This is a genomic window from Pseudanabaena cinerea FACHB-1277 (genome assembly GCF_014696345.1).
Classification (GTDB): domain Bacteria; phylum Cyanobacteriota; class Cyanobacteriia; order Pseudanabaenales; family Pseudanabaenaceae; genus Pseudanabaena; species Pseudanabaena cinerea.
Genome location: NZ_JACJPY010000030.1, coordinates 1 through 24853, shown reverse-complemented (window position 1 = coordinate 24853; position 24853 = coordinate 1). Strand labels below are relative to the sequence as shown.

General features: G+C 42.6%; 18 protein-coding genes and 1 pseudogene. 14 read left to right on the top strand and 5 right to left on the bottom strand.

From position 1 onward, the window contains the following. Nucleotides 1–458: 458 nt before the first annotated feature. On the top strand, nucleotides 459–1562 hold the full coding sequence (gene thrC, locus H6F44_RS11025; RefSeq protein ID WP_190351008.1) for a threonine synthase: 1104 nt from the start codon (nucleotides 459–461) through the stop codon (nucleotides 1560–1562). A gap of 39 nt (nucleotides 1563–1601) precedes the next feature. Here thrC and H6F44_RS11020 read toward each other — a convergent pair whose 3' ends face one another. Continuing rightward, entirely contained in the window at nucleotides 1602–3185 is a 1584-nt protein-coding gene (locus tag H6F44_RS11020) for a tetratricopeptide repeat protein (RefSeq protein WP_190351007.1), read from the bottom strand. Between the two features lie 30 nt (nucleotides 3186–3215). Between H6F44_RS11020 and H6F44_RS11015 the strand changes: the two genes are divergently transcribed. From H6F44_RS11015 to H6F44_RS10965, 11 genes and pseudogenes are all read left to right on the top strand, one after another. Beyond that, complete coding sequence (locus tag H6F44_RS11015) at nucleotides 3216–3446, top strand: hypothetical protein (protein WP_190351034.1); 231 nt, start codon at nucleotides 3216–3218, stop codon at nucleotides 3444–3446. Between the two features lie 97 nt (nucleotides 3447–3543). Beyond that, nucleotides 3544–3807: pseudogene (locus tag H6F44_RS11010) on the top strand (IS701 family transposase); the annotation flags it as partial. 397 nt (nucleotides 3808–4204) lie between these two features. After that, nucleotides 4205–5473 carry a Card1-like endonuclease domain-containing protein gene (locus H6F44_RS11005; RefSeq protein WP_190351006.1) on the top strand — a complete coding sequence of 423 codons (1269 nt, stop codon included), beginning with the start codon at nucleotides 4205–4207 and terminating at the stop codon, nucleotides 5471–5473. A 12-nt stretch (nucleotides 5474–5485) separates the two neighbouring features. Further along, the gene (locus H6F44_RS11000) at nucleotides 5486–7120 is read left to right on the top strand and encodes a Cas10/Cmr2 second palm domain-containing protein (RefSeq protein WP_190351005.1); all 1635 of its coding nucleotides are present in this window, start codon (nucleotides 5486–5488) and stop codon (nucleotides 7118–7120) included. Further along, nucleotides 7117–7800: an RAMP superfamily CRISPR-associated protein gene (locus H6F44_RS10995; RefSeq protein WP_190351029.1), complete on the top strand. Its 684-nt coding sequence runs from the start codon at nucleotides 7117–7119 to the stop codon at nucleotides 7798–7800. Before H6F44_RS11000 ends, H6F44_RS10995 begins: the two co-directional genes overlap by 4 nt. 9 nt (nucleotides 7801–7809) lie before the next feature. Continuing rightward, nucleotides 7810–9438: an RAMP superfamily CRISPR-associated protein gene (locus tag H6F44_RS10990; RefSeq protein WP_190351004.1), complete on the top strand. Its 1629-nt coding sequence runs from the start codon at nucleotides 7810–7812 to the stop codon at nucleotides 9436–9438. Next, a complete protein-coding gene (locus tag H6F44_RS10985; RefSeq protein ID WP_199302087.1) occupies nucleotides 9431–10951 on the top strand; it encodes an RAMP superfamily CRISPR-associated protein in 1521 nt (506 codons plus the stop codon). Before H6F44_RS10990 ends, H6F44_RS10985 begins: the two co-directional genes overlap by 8 nt. Nucleotides 10952–10954: 3 nt before the next feature. Next, nucleotides 10955–11581: a hypothetical protein gene (locus H6F44_RS10980; RefSeq protein WP_190351002.1), complete on the top strand. Its 627-nt coding sequence runs from the start codon at nucleotides 10955–10957 to the stop codon at nucleotides 11579–11581. 16 nt (nucleotides 11582–11597) lie between these two features. Beyond that, nucleotides 11598–12200, top strand: a complete 603-nt coding sequence (gene csx19 / locus H6F44_RS10975) for a type III-D CRISPR-associated protein Csx19 (RefSeq protein WP_190351001.1) — start codon at nucleotides 11598–11600, stop codon at nucleotides 12198–12200. 2 nt (nucleotides 12201–12202) lie between these two features. Further along, nucleotides 12203–12667, top strand: coding sequence for a DUF29 domain-containing protein (locus tag H6F44_RS10970; protein WP_190351000.1), 465 nt, complete (start codon nucleotides 12203–12205; stop codon nucleotides 12665–12667). A 54-nt stretch (nucleotides 12668–12721) separates the two neighbouring features. Beyond that, complete coding sequence (locus tag H6F44_RS10965; RefSeq protein ID WP_190350999.1) at nucleotides 12722–14908, top strand: TIGR03986 family type III CRISPR-associated RAMP protein; 2187 nt, start codon at nucleotides 12722–12724, stop codon at nucleotides 14906–14908. A 233-nt stretch (nucleotides 14909–15141) separates the two neighbouring features. On the opposite strand, the gene hflX is transcribed toward H6F44_RS10965, so the two are convergent. Further along, nucleotides 15142–16830, bottom strand: coding sequence for a GTPase HflX (hflX, locus tag H6F44_RS10960; RefSeq protein WP_190351028.1), 1689 nt, complete (start codon nucleotides 16828–16830; stop codon nucleotides 15142–15144). A gap of 560 nt (nucleotides 16831–17390) precedes the next feature. Here hflX and H6F44_RS10955 point away from each other — a divergent pair. Both H6F44_RS10955 and H6F44_RS10950 read left to right on the top strand, forming a co-directional pair. Continuing rightward, nucleotides 17391–18164, top strand: coding sequence for a sirohydrochlorin chelatase (locus H6F44_RS10955; protein WP_190350998.1), 774 nt, complete (start codon nucleotides 17391–17393; stop codon nucleotides 18162–18164). A 6-nt stretch (nucleotides 18165–18170) separates the two neighbouring features. Continuing rightward, nucleotides 18171–20747: a sensor domain-containing protein gene (locus H6F44_RS10950; RefSeq protein WP_190350997.1), complete on the top strand. Its 2577-nt coding sequence runs from the start codon at nucleotides 18171–18173 to the stop codon at nucleotides 20745–20747. 26 nt (nucleotides 20748–20773) lie between these two features. On the opposite strand, the gene H6F44_RS10945 is transcribed toward H6F44_RS10950, so the two are convergent. From H6F44_RS10945 to H6F44_RS10935, 3 genes are all read right to left on the bottom strand, one after another. Then, nucleotides 20774–22648: a protein phosphatase 2C domain-containing protein gene (locus tag H6F44_RS10945; protein ID WP_190350996.1), complete on the bottom strand. Its 1875-nt coding sequence runs from the start codon at nucleotides 22646–22648 to the stop codon at nucleotides 20774–20776. A 159-nt stretch (nucleotides 22649–22807) separates the two neighbouring features. Next, nucleotides 22808–24448 carry an acetolactate synthase large subunit gene (locus H6F44_RS10940; RefSeq protein ID WP_190350995.1) on the bottom strand — a complete coding sequence of 547 codons (1641 nt, stop codon included), beginning with the start codon at nucleotides 24446–24448 and terminating at the stop codon, nucleotides 22808–22810. Nucleotides 24449–24586: 138 nt separating this feature from the next. Continuing rightward, the gene (locus tag H6F44_RS10935; protein WP_190350994.1) at nucleotides 24587–24760 is read right to left on the bottom strand and encodes a hypothetical protein; all 174 of its coding nucleotides are present in this window, start codon (nucleotides 24758–24760) and stop codon (nucleotides 24587–24589) included. Between the last annotated feature and the right edge of the window lie 93 nt (nucleotides 24761–24853).

Sequence of the window (24853 nt, the reverse complement as noted above, 5' to 3'; positions counted from 1 at the left end):
GGCGGGTGAATGCACTGCTAAATCAGCCGATCCGCCCATAGTTGGTGTTAGATGGGGTAATTATGGCAAAGGTGATTTTTGCAGTGTGCTGATACATAATTACTTTGAAATCTAAAATTATTGCTACAATTTTTTCGACAAAATTAAAACAGCATAAGCAATCCTAATCACTTCTATACAAATAAAAAATATAAATTTAAATATAAATTTAAATATAAATTAAAGATGCAAGTGAAAGGGTCGGCAATAAGCTGACGATATTAAGTAATATTAATCTGTTAGATTCAGCTTGATGTTTTCTTCCTGTTGTAGACAGATTAGGGTTGATATTTTGGGGGCGGATCGAACTTGGTATAGAGTATTTGTACTCAGAGTAAGTTTTTAGGCTAGATTTTCCACGGTCTATAGAGCTAAACTAGGATTTACTGTTAAAAATTTTTTATAGCCCCTAAGAAAGCGTGATTGATACTCGTCTTGATCTTTACCCCACCTCAACAGTTCCTAATGGTTGGCCTGGACTGATATGCCGCTATGCTGATTATTTGCCAGTGACCGACCAAACACCGATTGTGACTTTGCATGAAGGCAATACGCCTTTGATTCCTGCGATCGCCTTGAGTGAGAGACTAGGGCGAAATATTAAGGTGTTACTTAAATATGATGGTTTGAACCCCACGGGCAGCTTTAAGGATCGCGGTATGACGATGGCGATCTCGAAGGCAAAGGAGGCTGGCTCTAAGGCGGTAATCTGTGCGAGTACGGGCAATACTTCGGCGGCGGCGGCGGCCTATGCGAAGCGCGGCGGCATGAAGGCGTTTGTGTTGATTCCCGATGGCAAGATTGCCCTTGGCAAGTTGAGTCAGGCATTAATTTATGGGGCAGAAGTAATTGCGATCGATGGCAATTTCGATCAGGCGTTGGAAATTGTGCGCGAGATGTCGGAAAAGTTTCCGATTACTTTAGTTAACTCGGTCAATCCCTATCGTCTCGAAGGACAAAAGACGGCTGCCTTTGAATTGGTAGAGGCGATCGGCGATGCCCCTGATTGGCTCTGCATTCCTATGGGTAATGCGGGGAATATCACAGCTTACTGGATGGGCTTTAATCAATATTATGCTTCGGGTAAGGCGAAGAAATTGCCGAAGATGATGGGCTTTCAGGCGGCAGGTTCTGCGCCATTGGTGACGGGTCAGGTCTTTACAAAGCCTGAGACGATCGCCACCGCTATTAGAATTGGCAACCCTGCTAACTGGGCAAAAGCGCTGAATGTGCGTGCGGAAAGTGGTGGTGCTTTCCATAGCGTGACGGATGTGGAGATCCTTGCTGCCTATAAGTTTTTGGCGGGTGAGGAAGGTGTTTTCTGTGAGCCAGCTAGTGCTGCCTCGGTCGCAGGTTTGCTCAAGGTCAGCGATCAAATCCCTTCAGGGGCAACGATTGTCTGTGTATTGACTGGTAATGGCATTAAAGATCCTGACACAGCGATCGCCTGTGCGGGTGATGAAAAATTACATAAGGGTGTGTCGCCAGATATCACTAGTGTTGCCAAGGTGATGGGTTTTTAAATTTATAAAAGCGGCGCTTCGCGCCGCTTTTATAGTTTTTTAAGTGATTCCTTGCAATGACTGAATGGCTTGCTGGGTGCGTTTAATCCATTCGGCATCACGGTTTTCTTCGTAGAGTTTTAGTGCCTCTTGGTAGGAACGGATGGCATTGCTAACTTCGCCTTTGAGGGTGTATAAAGCACCTAAACCAAAATGTGCCTTGGCAAAGTTGGGGTTAAGGGATAGGGCTTTGAAGTAAGCATTTTGGGCTTCACCAAAGCGACCGCGATCGGCGTAGGCGAGTCCGAGACTGGTGTAATCCACCCATAGATCTTCTTTACCGATCGCTATGGTCTTTGAGAAAGCATCGATCGCTTCGTCACTATTGCCTTGGGAACGCAGTAAATTCCCTAGGTTGCTGTAGGCGACAGCATTGCGTGGGTCAAGGGCGATCGCCTGACGGAAAGCATTGATGGCATCGGCAGTACGATTTTGATCGGAGAGAACACGCCCTAAATTATTGTAGGCGGCCGTATATTGGGGATTGAGTGCAATTGCGGTTTCGTAGGCGGCGATCGCCCCAGTCAGATCACCTTGGCGGCGCAATGCCAGCCCTAGACCATTGAAGGTACTGGCAACCTTAGGATTAATCTCGACACTGCGTTTAAAGGCGGCGGCGGCTTCCGTCACATTGTCTTCCCGTAACCAAGCATTGCCCAAAGCGGCAAAAATATCGGCATTGCGGGGATCACGGGTACTTGCTCTCTGGAATGCGGTAATGGCATTACCCCATTCCCCAGCCTGATTGTAAGCCAACCCCAAGTTGTAATAAACATTTGGGAAATTGCTGTCGAGGGTTGTCACCTTTTGATAGGCAGCGATCGCGCCTTTATAGTCTCGTTCTTCGTAAAGGGAGATGCCAAGGGCAAAATGAGCAACGGCATATTGGGGTGCAAGCTCGATCGCTTTACGATAGGCGGCGATCGCCTCAGAGCGCTTGCCCTGTCTCCTCAGGGCTGCCCCTAGTCCATTGTAGGCAAGGGCATATTTACCATCAAATTCAATGGCTTTGCGAAAGGCTGTTACCGCGCTATCCAGATTATTTTGCCGATCATAGGCTAGTCCCAAGTTGTAATGCACGGGAGCCAGATTCGTTTCCCCCTTACTCAGTTGTACAAATTGGTTATAAGCGGCGATCGCGCCCGTAGCATCTCCTTGCTGATATAGCGCAATGCCTAGACCGTAGTAGGCGGGAGTGTAGTTGCGATCAAGGGCGATCGCTCGTTTATGTGCTGCCGATGCCCCCTGCAAATCCCCCTTTTGGCGCAATGTCACCCCTAGACCATAGTAAGCGGGTACGAGTTCTGGACTAGCGGCGATCGCCTGCCGATAGAGGGCGATCGCCCGATCCAATTGGTTTTGTTCCCGCAAGCTATTTGCCTGTTCTACTAATTTAAGTGGTGTATTGGCAAGGGGATCGCTTTGGATATCTTTAGGAACGCTATTTGGGGCGATGGTTTGACTTAAAGATGTGGGACTAGGCAATGTTTGCGCTAGGATGGCTGCGTCAAGTGCCGACACAATGCCACCCATTAGCGGCAAAACCCCGACTACTGCGATCTTCTTAATTGTGGTTTTGATCATAATTAGTATTGCTTATAGCTATTTTCTGCTATGAAAAGTTATGGATTCGGCAAAAGCAGAAATTGTCATGAGCAGTCAATTTGTAAATTGAGAAAAACAAATTACGAAGAGCTAAGTCTCGATCCGTCACACCTTACCAAAGACTTTATCAAGGAAAATCACCAAATGGCAAAGAGATCGCGAAGTTGCTATATAAATTCAGCCAAACAGCCCACAATTTTTGGCTTAACAACACTCATGACGCTTTACGATCAAACCTAAAAACAGGGAAATTAACGCCGAGACTGTTGTGGGAAAACGTGAAACCAACGATTGTGTCAATTGGTTAACTGTAATCTATGTCAATTTCAAACGACATGAATTTTGGGTGGTAGACTATCGGATTTATGACTCTAATGGTGATGGCAAGAGTAAATTAGACCATGTGTCCGATATGCTCAAGGGGTTAGTCCATAGCAAGCAATTACCATTTCAGACTGTGTTGATGGATAGTTGGTATGCCACGCAACGACTGATGGCGGAAATTGACAACTTCGGCAAGATTTATTACTGTCCTGTTAAGTGCAATCGTCTGGTTGATGACAGTGGCGGCGTGGGAAAGTATAAACGGATTGATCAACTACCGTTGATCGTCAACTTAAAGGGGCTTTAGATTATTTCATTCAAACTAAGCGATCGCTGTTAGTAACTGAAGCTAAGGACGAGAATCTCCAGCGTGGTTTTGTCCAACTGGCAACGGAGCTAATTGCCCTCGAACGTTGGTTAGAGAATGATCATCCTATTCTTTATGGGGCTGTCTCGATTGGGAGTGTGTGGCAATTTAGCTGTTTGCATCGGGTTGAGAAGTCCATTACTCAAGATGTCAATATTTTCAGAGCGATCGGCGATCTTGACGAACTTATGCAAATTTTGGTTGGTATTTTGGAGTAATGGCTAAATTTTTTGAGGCAAGCGATCGCTTTTCTGCTTAAATATTATCAACACTAATTTTTCTTGGAAATCAATATTGCGTAAAACCTATGACTAACCCTGAGCTAGATAAATACAAAGTCGATCACCTATTCCTCCTCATCGGCGAAAACCCTTTACCAAACTATGTTGCGGCAAAAACTCTGCTCAAATCTGGCGGTAAACCATATCTAGTTTATACCGAACACACTGAAGGCGCTGCTAATAAGCTGCAAGAAATTTTAGGTACTACTGAAAACGAAAGAGTACCACTAGAAAGAAACGAGTCCAATGGGTTTAAAATTCAGGAACTGATCAAGCAAAAGGTGCGAGAAATTCAAAAGCAACAGCCTAGTCAGAGTTTTGGTCTGAACTATACAGGTGGAACAAAGGCAATGGCAGTTCATGCTTATCAAGCATTTCTTAATCTTGGACTAGAGCCTAAGCCTAAATTTAGCTACCTAGATCCTCGTAGTCTTAAGATGCTGATCGATCAGAAAGCTAAGCCCTGTCCTATAGATATCATGGATAATGACATAAGAAGTCTTCTCGATATATCTTTTGAGAGGCTTTTTGATCTTCATGATTTGCACTGGAAAGAAGATAAACCTCCAATTTCAAGTCCTTGTATGATAAATGCAGCTAAGGAACTTCTTGAACTCTATTTACAAAGACGAGACGAAATTGCCGAATCCTATTTGAAATGGTCTCTTGATAAGGATGGATTAGGTAAAGCAAAAAATGGAAAGTTTTGGCGTAATGAAAACCATCTTGAAAATGTAGAGATTGATTTAAGCAAACTACCTGAGAGAGTAATAATTGTCTTAAAAAAGCACTTAAATCTAACGAGTAATAAATTCCCTCTTAGGATTGCTAAAAATTATGGCTTTAAACTAATCAGTCATTTTTGTGATTGGCTAAACTATGGATGGGTGGAACATTATGTACTTTCTCAGGTGCAACAAATTAGAAATCTCAAAATTGATGAAACAGCTATGTCTTTTCATATTGAAGATTCAGACAACCCTGATGCGGATTGGGATAAGTTTGAATTTGATGTTGCTTTTAGAAGAGGTCATCAACTGTTTGCTCTATCTTGTACCACTTCAATACATGATGACACCTGTAAAGAAAAGCTTTTTGAGGCTTATGTCCGAGCAAGACAGTTAGGAGGGGCAGAAGCAAGAGTTGCTGTCATTTGTCCACACTATGACCCGAATCGCCTAGAAAAGCAAATGAAAGTGTTGACGCAAGATCGTAAAATTGCTGTCTTTGGGAAAAAGCATCTCAGGAAGCTATCACAATCAATTTCCAACTGGATTCAAGACGAACCTTACTAAACTGAGAAAATCATGCCTAACCTTACTGCAACAATTGTTGATACAACTGGAATTCAAAAATATATTTTTGGGAGTAACCGATTAAAAGAAAATGTTGGCGCTTCTCATTTGGTTAAACTGGCAACCGATTACCAAGTCAAAGGTAGTTGGCTTCGTGAATGTTTTGAATCACTTGGTAATGTATATATACCTGAAAATAATTTAGATGTCGATCTCATTATTACAGAAGATCCCAGTATTATTGCTGAGATAGTCTATGCAGGTGGTGGAAACACTGTTTTGTTGTTTAGGCATGAGGAAAATGCTAAAGAGTTTACAAGGAAACTTACAAAAACAGTATTGCAAAAAGCTCGTGGTTTAAATCTTGCGGTTGCTCATCACATCTTTGATTGGGAAACACATAAATTATTAGATGTTATCGCCGAAAATCTAATTAAGACAAAGCTTGGCAAGCAAAAGCGAAACCCACTTTCTTCAGTTCCTTTGCTAGGCTTGAGTGTCACAGCAAACTGTATTTCAACTGGATTAGTTGCGGTTGGTAGTAGAGAGATAGATGGTACTAGCAGACTTGTTTCTGAAGAAGTGTTAGCAAAGTTAGCAAATGCGGAAAATTCTAATAAAGAACTTAAGCAGATTATTCTAGATGGTAATTCTTTTGAAGTTCCTTATGATGTTGACGATTTAGGGCGTTCTGAGCAAGAAAGTAGCTACATCGCTGTTGTGCATATTGACGGTAATCAGATGGGTAAGAGATTCGAGAATGTAGGAAAAGAGCAATATGAGAATAAGTTGCCTTCAGAAGGTAATCGTGATTTTGTTAAAGCAATGCGTAACCTTTCTAGGGATGTTAGCTTTGCCACAGAAACAGCATTAAAACTAGTTGGGCATTTAGTTGTCGAATCCATTGACTCAGAGAAAAAAGTTAAAGGGAAATTTCAAATTAAACAGAACTTTATCCCTTTTCGCCCAATTATTTACGGGGGCGATGATGTCACATTCGTTTGTGATGGACGTATTGGGTTGTCTCTAGCAGTTAAGTTTCTCAAGGAATTTGAAAGGCTCACAGAAAATCTACCTGATGGTCAAGGTAAGAAAAGTAAAGCGACTGCCTGTGCTGGTATTGCTATTGTGAAAACCCACTATCCCTTTGCAAGAGCTTACGAGCTAAGTGAAGCATTATGTAGCAAAGCTAAGAAACTTGTAAGAGATGAAACAGACAACTATAGTTCTCGGAACCCTATTTTTTCTGCTTTGGATTGGCATATTGCAGCAAGCGGTCTATTAGGGGATATTGATGAAATTCGCAGCCGTGAGTATCAAGATAGTATGCTAACGATTCGACCTATGCGATCGCATGAGTATGGAGGAAAAATCAAAGTTATTTGGCAAGATTTTACCAATGTCATACAGTGCTTTAAAGAAGGAAAAGAATGGAAAGATAAGCACAATAAGGTAATGGCTCTCAGAGAAATTTTGACCCAAGGCGAGGATGCAACCAAAAAGTTTCTGGAAATCTATGGGAAAGAGCTATTACCAGAATTTCCAAGAGTAGAATCAACTCTAAGAGAAAAGGGTTGGCTTAACAGTAAGTGCTACTACTTTGATGCTATTGAGGCAATGGACTTTTACATTCCAATGGGAGAATAATTATGTACTCATTAAAAATTACACTTTTGAGTGATACAACCTTCGGACGTGGAGATGGAGTTGCTGGTTTAGTCGATCAAGAAGTGGAACATGATCGCTATGGGTTTCCATATTTACGAGGCAGAACTCTCAAAGGATTACTCAGTGAGGAGTGTGATAATTTTATAGCTTTATATATTGATCGGCTAGAGGATGCGAAACGCAAACAATGGATAAAGGTGCGACATGATCTATTTGGAGAAGCTGGTAGCATTACTGAAAATATGGCAAAAATGCACGTTGGCGATGCTTGTTTACCGCCAGATTTACGTCAAGCAATTGTAAGGCAACAAGAACAAGATGAAAGTAAAAATAAATTTCCAACTCGTGATGATGTTCTAAGTTCTTTAACTGCTATTCGCCGACAAACTGCTATTAATTCTGAAAGTGGCGTTGCGGTTGATCATAGTTTGCGATCGTCTCGTGTAATTATTCGAGGTCTGGAGTTTACAGCCAATTTCTTGTTTGACTCAGAGCCAACAGAAGAGATGAAAGCTTTACTATATGTCGGCTCACTTGCTCTTAGGCGTATTGGTAGCGGTCGCAATCGAGGGAGAGGTAATGTGCGATGTAATCTTCTTCAAAACAATTTAGAGATTGATCCAGAGACACGAAAAAAGTATCTTCAAAATTTCAATTAAGGAAAGCCCATGAAAGCAGTTAATTTTTTATTACATACAAAACAACCAATCCTAGCTACCTCATTACAAGGCGATCCCAACAGTGATGTATCTTACCCTTACATTCCTGGTAGTATGCTGCGGGGCGCATTAATTGGACGTTACCTTAAGCAATATCAGCCTACTGAATCAGACATTCTTGATAACTCAGATGTGGTTCGACTATTTTTTGATGGTACAACTCGTTACCTCAATGCCTATTTATGGGATCAAGAGCAAGAAAGACGTAGCTTGCCAATCCCAAACTGTTTATGCAAATCTAAAAGGGATGATGAGCCTAAAGAAGTTGTCAACCAAATTGAAAAAACTATTGAATCTCCTAAACAAGTACAGGGGTTTTGTGTAATTGATGAAAATAATATTCGCTTACATAAAGTTAAACGGAGAATCAATATTCACAATCAACGCGATCGCAAACTTGGTAGAGGTATTGAAGGAAGTGGCGCTGTATTTCGATATGATGCCATTGATGCAGAACAAACATTTCAGGCAATGGTTTTATGCAATCGCGATGAAGATGCTGATATTATCAGGTCACTATTGCAAAGAAAAGATTTGTGGTTAGGTGGCTCTCAAAGTGCTGGTTATGGTCATGTTACAGTCCAGCTATTAGAAGATGATAGTTGGAACGAAGTAGGATTAGATTGGGAAGAGAGAAGCAGTCAACCTAAGTTAACTGTTACGCTTTTAAGTAACTTAATCTTACGCGATGATTTTGGTCAGCCAACTACCGATCCGCAGATTCTTAACAAAGAACTTTCTGAATCGTTAGGGACAAATTTAAAATATCTAGACTCCTATGCAAATGTCGAAGTTGTAGGAGGATTTAATCGTAAATGGGGCTTGCCACTGCCTCAAGTTCCATCCATCACAGCAGGGAGTGTTTTTGTATTTGAAAAGATCAAAGAAATTCTGGATACAAATGTTTATAATGTCGAGAGTCAAGGCATCGGGGAGAGAAAAGTTGATGGTTTTGGCAGAATCAGCATAAACTGGATTGCTGAAATTGAGAAGTTTCAGGTTGATCAGACTTCTAAAATAAATTATAATCAAGAATCTGAATCTGCTACAAATCAAAAAGAATCTAATAATCAAGTAGATAAGATAGCCCAAATAATGGCTAGACGTATATTGAGTCAAAAGTTAGATGAGTTGCTTCTAAAGCAGATTCCGCTAAATACTCCTACCGAGTCAAAAGATATTTATGTTTCCAATAGCCAACTTTCTCGATTAATGAATGTTACACGTCAGTCTCTGTCAGAACGAAGTAATAAACCCTTGTACCAGTTGATAGGAGAACAGGAAGAATCAACTAACCTAAACCGTAATGCACGCGAACAGTTTAAAAGAACAAAGATAAATGATCAAAGTTTTGACAAGCAGATTCGCGATTGGGTAGCAAGTCCCCTAGACTGGATCAATACAGCTTGGGGATCAGACAATGATGGAAATAATCCTGTATTAGAAGGTAAGCCAGCTATCCAAATTGCAGGATATACAGAAGTATTAAACTACGAAATGGCTTTGGAGTACACTTTTCGCCTAATTATGGCAGTTTCGAGAAAGATGAAAGCAATAAAGGAGAAAAATGATGTCTAAGCTATCTCATAGAAAGGATCATCGTTATGTTATCAAACGTATTATCGTTAAAGGTATTTTGATACTTGATACTCCTACCTGTCTTGGTGTTGGTGATACTGATAGTCCTGTAGATTTGCCAATTCTGAGAGACAGTATAGAAGATAAAGCTTTACTCACAGGATCATCGATCGCTGGTGCTTTACGCAACTATTTACGAGAATACAATCGTGGCTATAACGACTATGACAGACGTACTGATCTTGCTGCTTTGTTGTTTGGTGATTTATTTGTTTACAAAGATGAAAGAGATTTAACAGAAAAAGAAAAAGTACGAATTAAGCATGATGATACTCAAAGTCCATTAATCATTAACGATGCTCTCAGCGATCAAGTCATTAAAGCAGAACTAAGAGATGGTGTTTCAATTAATGGCAAAACTCGAACCGCAAAAGATGATTTCAAATATGATTTGGAATTTTTACAAGCAGGTACTGAGTTTTCGCTTTTCTTTGAGTTGCTGATTGAAGAAGGGAAAGATGAGACTCAACTTAAACAAGGATTAGCGATCGCCCTATCAGGTTTCGAGAAAGGTGAAATAGCGATCGGCATGAAAAAGCGGCGCGGCTTTGGGCGTTGCAAAGTGGACAATTGGCAAGTATGGGAGTTTGACCTAAAAAATACTCAGCAACGTTTAGCATGGCTAACTTTTGATCGAGATTGGGCAAGTGAATATGCCATACCTTCTGATGATAAGAAAATATTGGGAGATACTGGGGACGATCAACGCGATCGCTTTACCATCACAGCAACATTTAGCCTTGTTGGTTCCATGCTAATTCGTTCAGCCGAATATTCTAAAGACAAGAGACCTGATGCAGTTCATCTCAAATCTCATCGACCTAACAAAGAAAAGCCCCAAGAATATATTTCCTTCCCTATCATTTCAGGAACAAGTCTTGCGGGAGTCCTGAGACATAGAGCAGTCAGAATTATCAACACATTAGAGAAAGATCTTAAAATTGTTGAAGATATTTTTGGCACAGATATTTCTGGCAATGGTAATAAAGATGCTAAGGCAAGTAAGTTGATAGTCCATGAAAGCGAAATCAAAAATAATACCGAACTAGTCCAAACTCGGATTGCGATCGATCGTTTCACAGGTGGTGCAATGCACGGCGCATTATTTGATGCACAGCCCATATTTAGCGGTGAGGTAGAGTTAAAACTAGAATTACGGAATCCTCAAGACTATGAAATTGGTTTACTACTTCTATTACTAAAGGATCTTTGGACAGAAGATTTGCCGATTGGTGGTGAAAGTAGTATTGGTCGAGGACGTTTAAAAGGTAAAGAAGCAATTTTAAATTCTCAATCATCTACGATTCAGCAGGAATGGAAAATTGAAAATGGCACTGAAAATAGTCTTATAGTTAAGGACTTAAAAGATGAGAATAAAACAGCAGTAGAAGTACAAGCCCATCTACAAAAGTTTGTCATAAAACTAACTAACCATATACATCATCAGGAGTAAAATATGTCATTTAGTCAGTACAAAAGTCTCGGTGAAACTCTCAAGGAATTAGAAATTTCTTTTGTAGAAGAAAACTTTATGCAAGAAATTTCTTTTAATATTAAGGATTACTTTCTGGCGGATTTAGAATTTATGTTAAATGAAGGAGTTGTGGATAATTCTGAATACGCTATTTGTGAAAACTTGATCTACCCTGTTCTCAAAGAGGTTTGGAAACCATTTGCTAAAAAGTTTACACTGTGGAGTCATCAATATCTTAACTATAAAGATAACCTAACGGGCTTTCCTGAGTATATTTTGGCAAAGCGATCGCCTCTCGGTAAAGTCGTCTTTGACAAGCCCTATTTTCTACTGATCGAAGCTAAGCAAGATAACTTTGATGCGGCTTGGGGTCAGTGTTTAGCAGAAATGTATGCCGCCCAAAAGTTGAATAATCTAGAAGAGATAACTGTCTTTGGGATTACTTCTAATGGTAAATTTTGGCAGTTTGGTAAGCTTGATGATCATACTTTTACGCGCAATAGAATCTTTTACAGTATCCAAGAGATCGAACATTTATTTGCGGCGGTTAATTTTATTTTTCAAGAATGCGATCGCCTATTAACCTCTGTTCAAGATCATCTAGTATAAGTTTAGGAGAAAAATGATGAGTACAACTATTGTTAAACCAAATGTCGAGCATTGCGATCCACCTGATTTCTTAGATAATCACGGTTTGAGAGATTGGCTGGAACGTCAAGCAAAAAAACACAATCTTAGATATCTCCTAGCTCATGCTGAAGATGGCGTTATTTGGGGACGCTTTGATGATGATGGGTTAAAGACATCTGGTGATGTGTTGTTTGATAAATGTACTAAGTTTCATCCTGCTAAGTTGCGATCGCAAACCCTGCAAGAATGTCGTATTTTTAGCAAAGATGGCGGCGAATTACATCTGTGGCGCAATGGGGGAAAATGGCGATCGCACTTTACGGCAGATGACCAGTATAAAGAGAAAATTGAAGAAAGACAAATTCTCTGGGGAACGCATGGAGAAAAGAATGAACAGTACGGTTTTACCTTGCTACGAGATGGTTCACAGGGACTCAGACACGCTGTTCCTTTTACTGATATTAAGGTTGACGAAAATCAAAAGCTGGTTAAACCAGTTCGTCTAGTTGTGCATCATTACATTACCTATGATGACGCAGGTGTGGCGCGAATCTCCCATAGTCGTCTTGTTGATTTAACTACAAAGGAGAAAGATTAGTCATGACACAGACAATCCGAAATATATCAACCCTGTATGACAATGATTTTGTGGCATGGTGTGAAGTGACTGCGGCTAAGCTCAAGAATAAGGATCTTGATGGTTTAGACTTTGAAAACTTGATTGAGGAGGTCGAAAATTTGGCTAGGAGCGATCGCCGTGAGCTAAAAAATAGATTGGTGGTTTTATTTGCACATTTGCTAAAACGGATGTATGTTAACTTGCCAGAAAACTTTAATGGCTGGGAGCTTACAATCATTGAACAACGTCAACAAATCAAAGGTTTATTACAAGATTCTCCTAGTCTAAAGCCATATTTTCTAGAGATTTTGTCAGGCGCTTTCGAGAATGCTCTAGAGCTTGTAAGGAGTGAGTATAAGCAAACAGAGTTTCCTGCCGCATGGCAATTAGACTCTGATGCTAATGCCCTTTTGAGTCAGCAGTATTGGCTTTCTCACAAGCCGTGATTATATTCTTATTAATCATCAAACTTTTAAAAAATATCAAAGAGGAAATAAAAAATGACTAACAAATTACCCAAGCATATCAATCATGTTCCTGACAACAGAAAGGCTGTTGCGCCTTACAACTTTGTCGAGCTACCTGACAAAATAGTTGAAGTTGACAAGGATTCTTTACCATCACATGATCGCTATTATGGCGATCGCTACACAGGGAAAGTCGAATGCACTTTAACAACCTCATCACCTCTCTACATTCGCTGCGGATATACACTAGACGAGTATGCTGATTTTGGAGAAAAGCTTTTTTATCAGCTAACCGAAGAACAAAAATCTAAAAGAGCAGATTTTTTCAAAAATCCCTCTAATTTAAAACCTGTTATACCTGGTAGTAGTTTAAGAGGGATGTTGAGAACCCTTATAGAAATTATTACCTTTAGCAAAATTGATCGCGTTTCAGATGAAGATCACTTTTTCTTTCGTGCAGTTGCCACTACTGAAAAAAGTGACTCTTTGGCGGCAGAATACAAAAAATATGTAAAACCAGATTTGGTTAAAGCAGGCTATTTAAAAAAAGATAAAGATGATTGGCTCATTCATCCTTCAAAACAAATTAAGTCTGCTTCTTTCGCATGGATAAAAGAATCAAGTATTTCATTAACATCTTCTTTTTTAAAGTTTAATGATCTAAATCCATCTTACCAACCTCAATATTTGTCAGTCGGCTTTACAGGAAGCCCCAACAAAGGAACAAATAGAGACAATCGTTATTTTCTAGATTCAGTTAATGATGAAACAGAATATCCAACAAGTATCGGAACTGTGGTTACTAGTGGCAACATGAAGCAAGGAAGTGAACCTTCACCTCGTCGTAATCACTGTGTTGTTTTTCAACAAGTTTCTAACCCGACTCCATTGATGATAGACCCTATTGCAGTTCAACACTACTGTAATGCTTTAACTGATTTCCAGAAAGCATCTCCATTTAGTGAAACCACAGGATTCCTTGCAAATAATCGCCCCGTTTTTTACTCTCAACCTCAGTCTGGAAAGGTTGTAGGATTTTTTGGGCAAAGTCCTAACTTTCGTATCCCTTTTTCTCCTGAAGGCAATGGACACGCCGCCACAGCTAGAGATTTCATCCCCACCTACTTAAAAGATCCTGAGAAAGATGAAAATAGAGATCCAGTAATTGACATTGCTGAAGCAATTTTTGGTTACGTTAGAGGTGACAAGAGAAAGTATAGTAATCAGTCTCTATCTGGACGAATTTTTGTTAGTGATGCGAATTGTGTTTCCAATGATGATGTTTGGTTCGAGCAAGAACCTATTATTCCTCATATTTTAGCAAGTCCAAAGCCAACTACTTTTCAGCACTATCTAGTCCAAAAAGAAGAAACTAAGGCAGAAAAACCTAAGCTTAAGCATTATGCACATAAACCCGTAGAAGAAACTGTAATTAGAGGACACAAACTCTATTGGCATAAGGGTAGTAGTCCTAATTTTAAACATCCTGAGAAACAAAAAGAAGAAGAAGAAGAAGAAAAAGCGACACAGATTACTAAAATTAAACTAATCAAAACTGGCATTTCTTTTAAGTTCACAATCCATTTTGAAAATTTAAGCAATATTGAGCTTGGGGCTTTGTCATGGGTACTAGATACTGCTCAAAATGATGATTATCGCCTGTCGCTGGGAATGGGTAAACCTCTGGGTATGGGAGCTATTAAAATTGAGCATCAACTTTACTTGAGTAAGAGGCAAGAACGATATAACAGTCTTTTTTCTGACAAATCTTGGGCAAGTTGTGAGAACTTGGCAAGCAGTTTAGTCTTTATTCTAGATTTTAAAAAATATATGGTTGAACAACTTCAGCCTATTAAAGACTTTAAAGATCATCGCCGCATTAAAATGTTACTCTCAATGCTGAAATGGAATGACGTTCCACAAACTGAAGATACTCGATATATGGAAATCGAACGAGATAAGAGTAAGCCATGTCTTAGATCACCTAAGCCGAACGAAAAAACAGTAAATGAGTACAAAGATCGCCTTGTACTTCCATCTCCTTTAGATGTAAGAGAAAGCGATCGCAAAATCAATCGTGAAGCAAGTGGTTCTATCACATCACATCCCGCTAAACCAATTCTAAAAAAAAATCCTAATTCTTCTAAGCCTGAAAAACCAAATGAAGGGAATAAAAATGCTGCAACGGCTAGACCACCTAAACCAACGAAGGGGAAATAGCGATCGCCCCCTTTGCCAATTTAGCACCAATGCAAGAAATGAAAAGTTTAGAGATGAGACAGGCTTTATTTTAAGAGCCGCAAGTAAAATCGTAATATCTTAATCAATACCAAGTTAAAAATAAATTAAAGATTCCCTCATGTTAGAAACTTTGATCGAGATCTACTTGCTTGAGATATGAGCTATTGTCCTCAAAAGTTTGCCTACACTTTCGGGAGTAATTGTTAGCAGCCCTATAGCTCACCGATCGCATATTCAATGAGTTTGAGTAGAGACTTGCTCAACTTGTCAAAGCCCTGCCGCTTGAGGGCAGAAATGGCGATCGCTTCGGGATATTTATCTAACAGCGCTTGGGGATCGGGGACGGCATCAATTTTGTTGAAGACTAATAAAATCGGTCCAACGGCGATCGGCATATCCTTGAGAATGGCATCTACCGCCTTGAGTTGATCCTCCCAACCTGCATGGGCAGCATCGACTAAATGCACTAGCACATCGGCTTCGGAGACTTCTTCAAGGGTGGCACGAAAGGCATCCACTAGGGAATGGGGCAGTTCATGGATAAAGCCCACCGTATCGGTGAGTAAAACCGTATGCAATTGCTCATTTTCATCGGTGATGGTGAGGCGGCGCGTGGTGGGGTCAAGGGTGGCAAATAGCTTATTGGCGGCATAGACATCGGACTTGGTGAGAGCATTGAGCAGCGTGGATTTACCCGCATTGGTATAGCCCACGATCGCCACCGTAGGAACTTCCCGATCCACCCGTTTTTGACGAATGCGCGATCGCTGTTCCTGCAAACGATTGACCTGCTGCTGCAAAAAGGTGATCCGCTTTTGAATGACGCGGCGATCGGTTTCCAGCTTGGTTTCCCCAGGTCCGCGTGTACCGATACCACCACCGAGTCTAGAGAGGGCTTGCCCATGTCCCGCCAATCTTGGCAAGCGATATTCCAATTGCGCTAATTCCACTTGCAGCTTACCCTCAGAAGACTGGGCGCGTTGGGCAAAAATATCGAGAATTACTTCGGTGCGATCGCTGACCCGTAGACCGATCATCCGTTCCAAATTACGGCTTTGCGAAGCGGTTAGCTCCCGATCAAATACGACTAAATTTGCACCCTTAGTTTGCGCCGCGATCGCCACTTCCAAGACCTTACCCTCACCCAAAACCGTTTGCGGATGCGGACGTTCACGGTTTTGCCAAATCGCATCTAGCACCTTACCGCCTGCACTTTCCACCAACTGCCCCAACTCCAGCAAGGCAAAGGGCATCGCGTCAGCCTGATCGCGTTTAGATTGCTTTTCCTTTTGCTGCATTAAGCCCACCAAAACCACACGATCCAGATCATCATCGGTGGCACGACCCGCAAAATTGCGCTCAAATTCTTCCTCCAGCCCCTCTACCAATTCCAGAAAATCCTGATTGGCGATCGCCTCTAAGCTAAGGGGTTTGGAGACTTGCCAAGGCTGCTGATTTTCGGGCAGTTCGCTATCCCTAGAGGGCAGTAAATGGGCAACATAGCCGCGTTCAGCGTAGCCCTTCAGATTTACGAGCAGCGTTACCAAAGCATCGAGACGCTGCATCAACAGCGCCGTCAGATCCGTATCACTAGGCGGCTCAATACCAGGGCTGGCATAGATACAACGAATACCACTGAGGCGATCGCTACCATAGCGCGGCAACTCTAGGGGCGGGATCTTAGTTTGATTGGGCGTGCCGATCGCCACGCGAATTACCTGCCCCCGCCGATTGATGTAAATACAGAGAGGTTCCTTTAATTCCGCACTGATTGCCGCTACACGTTGCGCCAGTTCGGGCGTGGTCAGCCGATCCTGTGGCAACCGCGATCGATAGAGGCGCTCCAACTGCTTGGTTTGATGTGCCTTTAATCCTTGAGTTTTGCCGTAAATAGTGTCGATATGCGTTACAAAAATAATACGAGAGATTGAAAGCTCAGGGCTTGCTGAGATGAAAATCGGACGGGCGAATTTATTCGCGTTCTACTACTAAACTATACAGCACTTAGCAACCCTTACCCTACAATAGCAATCATATAGCGGTTTTCATTTGGTCTACGGCAAAATGAAACTCAAAATTCTTACTGGGATTAGCTTTTCAAGTGAGTATGCACTCATTTGAAAACCGCTATAAGAATCAGGATAGAAGCTTGCGGGCGATCGCTCAAGTCTAAATTTTAATAATTTATTAAAAATTTAATTTTTAACGCTGCGAAAAAAACAAATGGTACAAGCCACCGTCACATCCTTTTCCCTAGAGGACTTTCTTGCTATCCCTGAGATGGAGCCAGAGAGCGAATATTTTGATTGTGAAATAATTCAGAAACCAATACTCAAAGAAAAACACAGTGCGATTCAGACAGAGTTTGCTGCCGCAATTAATTCGGTTGTAAGACCTAAATCGAGGTAGCTCATTAATTTTACAAAAGATAACATCGATAAAATATCCCTTAGAAAACATGATGCTCACCGCCGTTTTTTTTGTCACCCATGGCAGCAGCGATCGCCGATCTTGGTTAAACCTGCAAAACCTCGTGGCGATCGCCCAATCGCCAGAATATCGCACTAAATATCCTGAAATTGCCATTATTGGCGGCGGTTGTCTCGAAGGGCAAGCCCAAACCCTTTCCCAACAGTTAGAAGCATTTGTCCAGACCTTTGATACAGTAACCCAATCCCCAATCCCCAATCCCCAATCCCCAATTTCCCAGATCCTGATCATGCCCTTATTTTTATTGTCAGGGCTACACGTTAGTGAAGATATCCCTGTGGAGGTAGCGATCGCCGATGCTAACCTCCAAACTAAACTTACAGAATCTTGTCCAAAATTGGCGATCGCCCCCCACCTTGGCACAGATCCACAGATCCCCCAACTAATCGCCCAACGCTTTGCTAATGTCGAGACTGATGCTGCAAGAATGCTGATCGCCCATGGCAGCCGCCGCCCTGGAGCCAATCAAGTCATCGAAGATCTGGCGCACCATGCAAGGGCGATCGCCGCCTATTGGAGCGTTGAACCAAAAATAGATGTGCAAATAGAGAAATTAATAGGTCAGGGATATCGTAAAATTTATGCACTACCGTATTTCTTGACCGAAGGTGGCATCACAGAAGCGATCGCGCAAAAGCTAGATAGTTATAGCGATCGCTTGCAAATCCATCAACTACCAGTGCCATTGAGTGACCATGAAATCATTGATCTAGCATTGACTAAATTAGCTACAAATGTCAGGTAAATCGATTTGGCTGAACGACGAAAACATCTTAACCCCATCTATCAAGAGATTCTCAAACAAGAGCGTCTCAAAAATTTGGCGCGAATTGCTACTTGCATTGAAAATAGTACCGTAGGCATTTTTGAGACTACGATTGATGATCAGATTCGTAAAATGAGCGTCTCTTTTTGCGATTTGTTGGGATATGACACTGATCAACTGTGCCAAATGTCATTTCAACAAATTTGCCACCCCGACGATCTCGCCGCCTATTACTTTCTCAAAGAGCGACTGCTCTCTGAAGAAATTGAACAATGCTACTTAAATGTGCGTTATTTGCGCGAAGATGGTCAGTTTGTGCAGATCCTGCAAAGCACCTGTCTAAATTTGGACGCGCATTTAGAAGAATCAGATCCAGTTCTAGCAGAAGAGCAGAAAGAATTACATTTTATTCATCGATTTGAAGATATTACCGATTGGGAACAAAGTGCTAAAAATCAAAAAGATCTAGAGAATAAAACTAGTTATCTCTTTGAGAACAATCCTAACCCAATGTGGATTTATGATTTGGAAACCTTGAGTTTTTTGGCGGTCAATCAAGCTGCCATCAACCACTATGGCTATAGTGAATCTGAGTTTCTCTCCATGACCATACAGGATATCCGCCCTCCAGAGGATATTCCCAAACTAATAGAATCGATCGCTAAGGTATCGAATGGTTTCTCACTGCCTGAAGTATGGAAACACTACAAAAAGAACGGCACAATGCTCCTTGCCGAAGTTTCTGCACATACACTTGTGTATAATGATCGACGCTGCGAATTGATCTTAATCAATGATGTTACGCAAAAGATGCAGGCGGAAGAGGCACTCAAGCGGGCAGAAGCAAAGTATCGCAGCATTTTTGAAAATGCAGGTGAAGGTATTTTTCAGACCTCTCTAGAAGGGAAATTTCTGATTGCCAATCCCATGCTGGCAAAAATCTATGGCTATGATTCTTGCAACGACCTAATTAATAGTGTCACTGATATTCAAAATCAACTCTATGTGCATCCCCACATTCGTAGCGAACTAATTCATCTTTTAAAAATTCATGGTGATGTGAAATTATTTGAGTCTCAAGCTTACCGCAAAGATGGCTCGATTATCTGGACTTCGGAAAATGTCCATGCGGTCTATGACATTGCTGGCAATCTTCTCTATTTTGAAGGCACGGTCGAAGATATTACCGAAGGTAAGGTAGCCAAGGCAAAAATTGAGCATCTTGCTTTCCACGATTCTCTTACCAATTTACCTAATCGGCTACTATTTCGCGATCGCCTGATGGAAGCCTTGTCTAGAGCCGAACAAAAGCTACAAATCTATACAAATCAGCAACAGCTAGGCGAAATCAAATCGATTCCACCATTCCTAGCTGTTTTCTTTCTCGATCTTGATCGCTTTAAATTAGTCAATGATACGATGGGTCATGCCACAGGCGATCGCCTATTAGTGGAAGTGGCAAAACGGCTCAGTGACTGCATGATCGAGAATACTTTTCTGGCTCGCATGGGGGGCGATGAATTTATGATTTTTATCCCCGATTTGCAGACTGTCGAATCGGTTCAGCAGTTTGCTCAACTGATTTTACAAACCTTTGAAAGTCCTTTTATGCTTGACGATAAGCCAATTCATATTAGTACAAGTATTGGGGTCAGCCTCTATCCCATAGATGGCATGGATGAAGAATCTTTGATGAAAAATGCCGACACTGCCATGTTTCGCGCCAAAGAATGTGGGCGCAATCATTACCAAATCTACAATCACGCCATTGGTGCAAAGGTCAAAGAATATGTGGCGATCGAGAATGGAATTCGGCAGGCTCTCGATCTCAACCAATTTCAGGTTTATTATCAGCCCCAACTCAACCTCGTCACAGGCAAGATCGACTGCATGGAAGTTTTGGCGCGATGGCTGCATCCTGAACTTGGATGGGTTCCGCCCAGTCAATTTATTCCTGCCGCCGAAGAGCATGGCTTGATCGTGCGTTTAGGCGAATGGGTCTTACGCAATTCCTGTCAACAGGTGCATGATTGGCAGCAGCAGGGCTTGCCTAAGGTTCGCATTGCGGTCAATTTTTCGGCGCAACAATTTCAGCAAGCCAATCTCTGCGATCGCATCCTCCAAATTTTGGCGGAAACCGAGCTAGAGCCGCAGTATTTAGAAATAGAAATTACTGAGAGCTTGGTGATGCAGGACAAAGAAACCACTGTAACTATGCTCAAGCGTTTGCAGTCATTGGGCATGACTATCTCCATTGATGATTTCGGCACTGGCTATTCCTCCCTTAGCTACTTGCGAATCTTACCCGCTAGTAAGGTCAAAATTGATGCCAGTTTCATCCGCGATACACCTCAAAGCAGCGAAGACTCCGCAATTACGGCGGCAATTATTGCGATGGCGCATAGTTTGCATTTAAAAGCGATCGCTGAGGGTGTAGAACATCAAGAGCAGTTAGATTTCCTGCGATCGCACCATTGTGACGCAATCCAAGGCTATTTCTTCAGCCGTCCCGTCCCCGCCGATCAGGTCGTCTTACTATTACAAGCCCAAGGGCAAGACTAATACTTGGTTATGATCGCTTGTCAGAACTAACGAGAAGATTTTGGTAATTGTTGTTGTAGCCAGCCGCGCACCTGTGGCACTTGCCAAGCCGCCAAGCCACTGCCTAGCAGCAGCGCAATTAAAATCAAAACCACAATAAACGCATTATTAGTTTGCTTCGGCACAGCTAACTCAGTTTTCACCTCATCACCAAGAGCTTCATCGCCATCCGTTGCCCCAATGCCATCAACCTCAATATTTGCCAAAGCCCCCGCAGGCTCAGTCACTAAGTCCTGTTGCTCGTCTCCCGCAGTATCGCCATTATGACTATTTTCGGTATCCTCAGCCTGCAACCCAGCCTCTCCAAAACTTCCCTCACTCAATTGATCTTCCTCTAGATCAGGGGGGGCAAATCGGCAACGCATCAAAGCTAAGGTGGTATTGTCATGCCCATTTAGCTCATTTGCCTTATCGATTAAGTCTTGGCAACTGCGATCAAGGGGTTTATTTTCAGTCAGGATTGGCAATAGATGATCAGCATATATTTGATCGACCCGATCAAAATCGCTCAAACCATCAGAACAAAGCATTAACAGGCAATCTGCATCAATAAAAAATCGCTGTACCCTTGGCGCTAACATATCAGAGCCTCTAGTACCTAGCGCTTGGATCAATGCGCCGCCATCAATTCTTTGGGAAGAATAAGCGTAAAAATTATAACCAAGGGTGGTTTCACGGGTAGCAACATCATCATCAAGGGTGACTTGGCGAATATTCTGCGGGGTAATGCAATAAAGCCGACTATCGCCCACATGGACAACATATACCTCATTGCTCATTTTGCCGTGAGGTCTGGGCATCACTGCCATCACGAGGGTTGTCCCCATGCGTTGTTGGGCTTGGCGCTGCTGTTGGTCATTGATCGCCACGATCTGATTATTGACCACACGAGTTGCCATTTCTAACTGGGCGACAAAGCCTTGAGCCGAGAAGTCAGGATCATTTTCAGCCTGATGTAGTAGGGTTTTGAGTTGCTGCTCTAGGGTCTTGATTGCTAAGGAACTAGCAACTTCGCCCCCCTCATGCCCCCCCAGACCATCACAAACGATCGCTAGGCGATCCTTAAGATCTTCTGACTGTCCCGAACGTTTTTGCCGCTTGATGTCTGGATAACAAGCATCTTCATTATGCTCCCTTTGTAGTCCCACGTCGGTGGCGCTGGCAATGCGTACAGTTAAGGGTTGAGCCTCCATAACTTTGCGGGCTAGCTGATCAAGGTACGCGATCGCTGACTTAACATCATATTCGCCACGTCCCAAGCTATAGAAAAATTCGGCGATCGGCTCGGCAATCTCAGGCTTAGCCATATCAATCCACTGTACCCAGAGATCCCCCAGTTGTGCCACCTGCACCGCCGCCACATCAGCCTGTAGCTCCAATAGGCGCACCCACATCCCATCGACCCGCACCAAGTCAGGATTAAGGAGAGTCCGAGTCATGTTATGTTCGGCGAGGGGTTGCCATAGCCCTAGTACTTGCCATAGGAGATTAACTTGCCTTAGCGCCGATGCTTGCTCCCATGCTGCGGTTATGGTGGGGTGGAGATGCCCCTGTGGGGCGATCGGCACATTCTCTAGTAAAAATATTTCAGAAATATTTAGCTCTTCGCCAATGAGCAACAGACTATAGGGACGAGGTAGATGCAAATTGAGGCGAGATAGCTTTAGGTACGACACCACATAAGTGGGGAACTCAAGGGGTAGTTCTGGAAGTGCGAAGGCATCGGTATCAACAACAATTTGTGAGGAGACAACACGATAGCGATTATTGATGAGCGAGTTGGGCGGAAAGCTGTCGGTATCAAGTCCGACTGCCCATAGATATTGCTGTTCTGCTGATGTAACCTGCTCTTGTTTTTCCATGAAGGTGTCCGAGAAAATTGGCGATCGCTATCTTGAAAATTATTTTAAAAGTTATTTTACAGAAGCTCACCAAAGATAACCCAAAACATACTAAGAATTCTAGCTACGCGGCAACGATAACTATACATATATCTTAATACTTAATACTTTATACTTTATTTAAATCGGACAGGATAGCTCGCCAACCTTACGCGAAAAGCGCATATTCTCGCTGTAGTCAACGGGACAATCGATCACCGCAGGTATATCTTGAGCAAGTGCATCCTTAAGGGTGGGGATGAGTTCTTCTGTTGCGGTAATGTGATAACCCTTTAAACCCATGCTTTCTGCTAGCTTCACAAAGTCTGGATTGCCAAACTTGATAAATGCAGGTTTGCCATAGTGCATATTCTGCTTCCATTCGATCAGTCCATAGCCGCCATCATTAAAGATCAGGGTTACAAAGGACGTGCCAATGCGGGTGGCAGTTTCCAATTCCTGCATATTCATCATAAAGCCGCCATCGCCTGTTACCGCCACGATTTTGCGGGTGGGATTGACTAATTTGGCAGCGATCGCCCCAGGGATGGCAATGCCCATCGCTGCAAAGCCATTGGAGATAATGCAGGTATTGGGATGATTGCAGTGATAGTTCCGTGCCATCCACATTTTATGCGCTCCCACATCAGAGATCACCACATCCTCATCGCCCATCACTTGGCGCAGGTCATAGACGATTTTTTGCGGCTTGATCGGGAAACTAAAATCATTGGCATAGCGCTCATAGTCGGCAAGAATCTGCGGACGCAGGGAAAGGGCATGGGGCTGCGATAATCCTGTGCGATCGCAACGGTGCATAATTTCTGTGAGGGCATCGGAAATATCGCCCACAATCTCCACCTGCGGCATATAGCTACTATCCACCTCGGCCGATAGCTCCCCAATGTGAATGATCGGTGTTTTCCCTTGAGGATTCCATTTCTTGGGGGAATATTCGATGAGGTCATAGCCGATGGCAATTACTAAATCGGTTTCATCAAAGGCACAGTTGATTATATCGCGCTGTTGCAGACCCAATGACCAGAGCGCTAAGGGATGTCGATAGGGAATTACGCCCTTGCCCATAAAGGTATTTGCCACAGGGATTTGCAGCCTTGTCGCAAAGTCTGTGACCGCCTGACTCGCTTGCGATCGAATTGCACCATTGCCAACCAAAATCAAGGGATTTTTCGCTTCCGAAATTAACAAGGCTGCTTCTGAAAGGCTACGGTAGGAGGCATACATGGATAGGCGATCGCCCCTAATTGATAATGGTTCACCCGTTACTTCCATATCGGCAATATTTTCAGGCAGATCGATATGTACTGCTCCCGGCTTTTCCGATTGGGCAATTTTAAATGCTTTACGGATAATTTCGGGGGTAATGCTAGGGCGCACGATTTGCGCGTTCCATTTAGTCACGGGTTCAAACATCGCCACTAGGTCTAAATATTGATGGGAATTAATGTGCATTCGGTCGGTTCCCACCTGCCCCGTAATCGCAATTAAAGGCGCAGAGTCCAGATTAGCATCGGCAACCCCTGTCATTAAGTTAGTGGCTCCAGGGCCAAGGGTGGATAGACATACCCCTGGTTTACCCGTGAGGCGACCATAGACATCCGCCATAAAAGCCGCTCCTTGTTCGTGGCGGGTGGTAATAAATTTAATGGAAGAATTCTCTAGGGCATTGAGAACCGCCATATTTTCTTCCCCAGGCAGTCCAAAGATATATTTCACGCCTTCATTTTCTAGGCATTTAACCAATAATTCAGCAGTATTCATAGTTTTTAGCTACGGGGCGAAGCGCCGCCACTCTCCTTGGGGTTTCGATTTCATCCTAATATACAGTCTATTGCCTAGCTGTCTAACAAAAGTCTAGGAAGCCCAGTCTAGAGTGGAAACACACTCCCTTCCCAGTGATTATACTCTGACATCCTGCTTTGACTGCAAGCTCCAATAACATTTCATCTTTGGGGTCGCGCAGGAATGATCGCCAAAGGAAGAAAATTTCGTGCTGTATCCTACGCCCCTAATCTCAATCAAATAGCGATCGCCTAAAATATCCACACTCTCACCACAAAAGCGAGGGAGCATCCCAAGTTTGCGGTAAGTAAATATACTTATGTACAAGCAAGGAAGAAATAGGAAGAATAAAGAGGAATAAAAATAGTAACAAGAAAATGCAGT